Here is a 2,807-nt window from a genome sequence, read left to right as displayed (position 1 = left end):
ACAGGACGGCGCGATCCCTGTAGGAGCGGGCTTGCCCGCGATGGGCCGCAAAGCGGCCCCTGCATGGCTCAGAACTTGTAGTTAACGCTGGCCACCACATTGCGCTCGTCGCCGTAGTAGCACCAGTAGCCATCGCAGTTGGACAGGTAGTCCTTGTTGAACAGGTTCTTCGCCTCAACCGCCACGCTCAGGCCTTTCATGCTGTTGTCCAGGCGGCCGAGGTCGTAATGCACCGAGGCATCGTAGACGGTGTACGAGCTGACGTGGGCGATCTCGGTATTGGCAGTGTTGCCATAGGTATCGCCCACGTAGCGCACGCCGCCGCCAATGCCGAAGCCGTCAAGCGGGCCGCTGTGCCAGGTGTAGTCGGCCCACAGGGTTGCCTGGTTGCGCGGGATCAACGCCATGCGGTTGCCCTTCTCGCTCGCCAGCCCCTTGGTGATCTCGGTGTCGGTGTAGGTGTAGGAGGCAATCGCCTTGAGGTTGTCGGTCAGCTGGGTGGAGGCTTCCAGTTCCAGGCCGCGCACCTGCAACTCGCCGACCTGGCGGGTAATGCTGCCTTCGGTAACGCGCACGTTTTCCTGGGTCAGGTCATACACCGCTGCGGTGAGCAAGGTCTGACTGCCGACAGGCTGGTACTTCACGCCCACTTCGTACTGACGGCCTTCGGTCGGGTCGAACGATTGCGCCGAATCGACGTTGGCGCCCATCGCCGGCTGGAACGACTCGGTGTAGGAGATGTACGGAGTGATGCCGTTGTCGAATACATAACTCAGCCCTACGTTACCGCTGAAGGCCTTGTCGCGTTGGGTGCTGGTGGCATCGGCCTTGTTGTGGAACACGGTGCCGGTGTGCACCCAGTCTTCACGCCCGCCGAGGGTCAGACGCCAGTTGTCCAAGGCCATCTGGTCCTGGATGTAGACGCCGGTCTGGCGGGTTTTCTGGCTGAAGTCCTGCAGGGCGAAGTAGCTGACATTGGACATGTCGCCGCCATACACCGGGTTGCCGACGTTGATTGGCGGCACATTGTTGCCAATCACGTTGCCATTGCTGTCATACACGTACGAACCGCCATACAGCCACTGATAGTTGGTGTTCGAGCGTTGGTGATCCAGGCCCAGCAGCAGGGTGTGGCTGATGGCGCCGGTCTGGAAGTCGGCCTGGAAATTATTGTCCACGGCGAACTGGCTGATGTCTTCGTTGACGATGCCCGCCTCGCGGTTGACGTTGCCATCGGCGTCGACCGTGTTGATGGTGCCCACGTTGACGGCCTGGAACGCCAGGTCGCTCTTGGTATAGCGCAGGTTCTGGCGGAACTGCCAGGTGTCGTTCAGACGGTGTTCGAAGGCATAGCCCAGGGCGTAGTAGGTGCGGTCGTAGAAATCCCAGTCCGGTTCGCCGAGGTTCTTGTGATGAGAGATCTTGCCGGCTGGAGAGTCCAGCTTGGTGCCCTGTAGGGGCAGGAACTGGCCAGTGATGCCGGTATCGTCGCGGGTGTACTGGGAGATGAAGGTCAGCTTGGTGTCTTCATCGATGTTCCAGGTCAGGCTCGGGGCGAGGTTATAGCGCTTGTCCGGAATATGGTCGATGGGCGAGTTGCTGTCGCGCACTACACCACTGACGCGGTACAGAAAGCGGCCTTCGTCGTCGATCTTGCCAGTGCTGTCGAAGTTGATCTGCTTGTGTTCGTTGCTGCCGACCTGGGCTTCGATCTGGTTGGCGCTCTCGGCTTGCGGGCGGCGGCTGACCATGTCGAGCATGCCGCCTGGCGGGGTCTGGCCATACACCGACGAGGCCGGACCACGCAGCACAGTGATGCGTTCAAGGTTCCACGGCTCGACCTTGGGGTTGGCGAACGAGCCCTTGGGCAGCGGCAGGCCATCGAGGAACTGGGTTGGGTCGAAACCGCGCACGCGCAGCCAGTCGGCACGCGAGTCGGAGCCATAGCCGCTGCTCTGCACGCCAGCGGTGTAGCGCAGGGCGTCGTTGAGGTTGAGTACCTGACGGTCGTCCAGTTGCTGGCGGGTAATCACGCTCATCGAGCGTGGCGCCTCGACGATTGGCGTATCGGTCTTGCTGCCTGCGGCGGTGCGAGTGGCTACGTAGCCGCTGGATGCACCCCAGGCGCTTTCATAGTCGCTGTTGGCGTTGATCGCAGTCTCCGGCAGCGCCAGGCTGCCGTCTGGGGTGGCAACCAGGCTATAGCTGCCGACGCTGCTCTGTTGCAGTTGCAGGCCGCTGCCACGCAGGGCCGCTTGCAGGGCGCCAAGGGCGTCGTATTGGCCGCTGACCGGGGCCGAGGTACGGCCGCTGACGATCGCCGGATCAATGGCCAGGGCGATGCCGGCTTGGCTGGCGATCTGGTTCAGCGTGGTCGCCAGTGGCGCGCTAGGCAGATCATAGGCGCGCACGGACTGTTCGGCGGCGTAAACGGCAGGGCTGGCAAACGGCGCGGCCAGGGCAATGGCCAGAGCCATCAGGCTGGGGCGCAGGAAACAATCAACAGCACGGGACATGCAGCGGCTCCTCGACGGATAAGTGCTAACTGCTTCCTTGCCGAACGAGATTTGAAAAGTGACAGGGGGCTGTCGAAATTATTTTTTGGTCAATCTGCCAGGTGTACAAACGCGCAAGGCGCTGGCTGCGTGGGAACGGGTTGCGTGGGAACTGTTTGCTTGGGAACTGCCTGCGGGGGAGCGAGCTACGTGGGACTGGCTGCGTGGGAGCGGGCTTGCCCCGCGATAGCGTCAGATCGCTATGTGCGGGTGCTCATGCCGACGCTATCGCGGGGCAAGCCCGCTCCCACG

1 protein-coding gene is annotated in these 2,807 nt (G+C 62.4%); it reads right to left on the bottom strand.

Annotation, left to right across the window (positions count from 1 at the left end):
• Positions 1-68: 68 nt before the first annotated feature.
• Positions 69-2,516, bottom strand: coding sequence for a TonB-dependent siderophore receptor (locus ACF8K2_RS12510; RefSeq protein ID WP_392465099.1), 2,448 nt, complete (start codon positions 2,514-2,516; stop codon positions 69-71).
• Positions 2,517-2,807: the final 291 nt, after the last annotated feature.

The organism is Pseudomonas sp. xss_2, assembly GCF_043104195.1.
In the GTDB taxonomy this organism is placed as follows: Bacteria; Pseudomonadota; Gammaproteobacteria; order Pseudomonadales; family Pseudomonadaceae; genus Aquipseudomonas; species Aquipseudomonas urmiensis.
This window is presented reverse-complemented; position numbering and strand designations above follow the sequence as displayed.

Coding starts and splice junctions, on each gene's coding strand:
- ACF8K2_RS12510 (WP_392465099.1), bottom strand. CDS start 2,516: ATGTCCCGTGCTGTTGATTGTTTCCTGCGCCCCAGCCTGATGGCTCTG.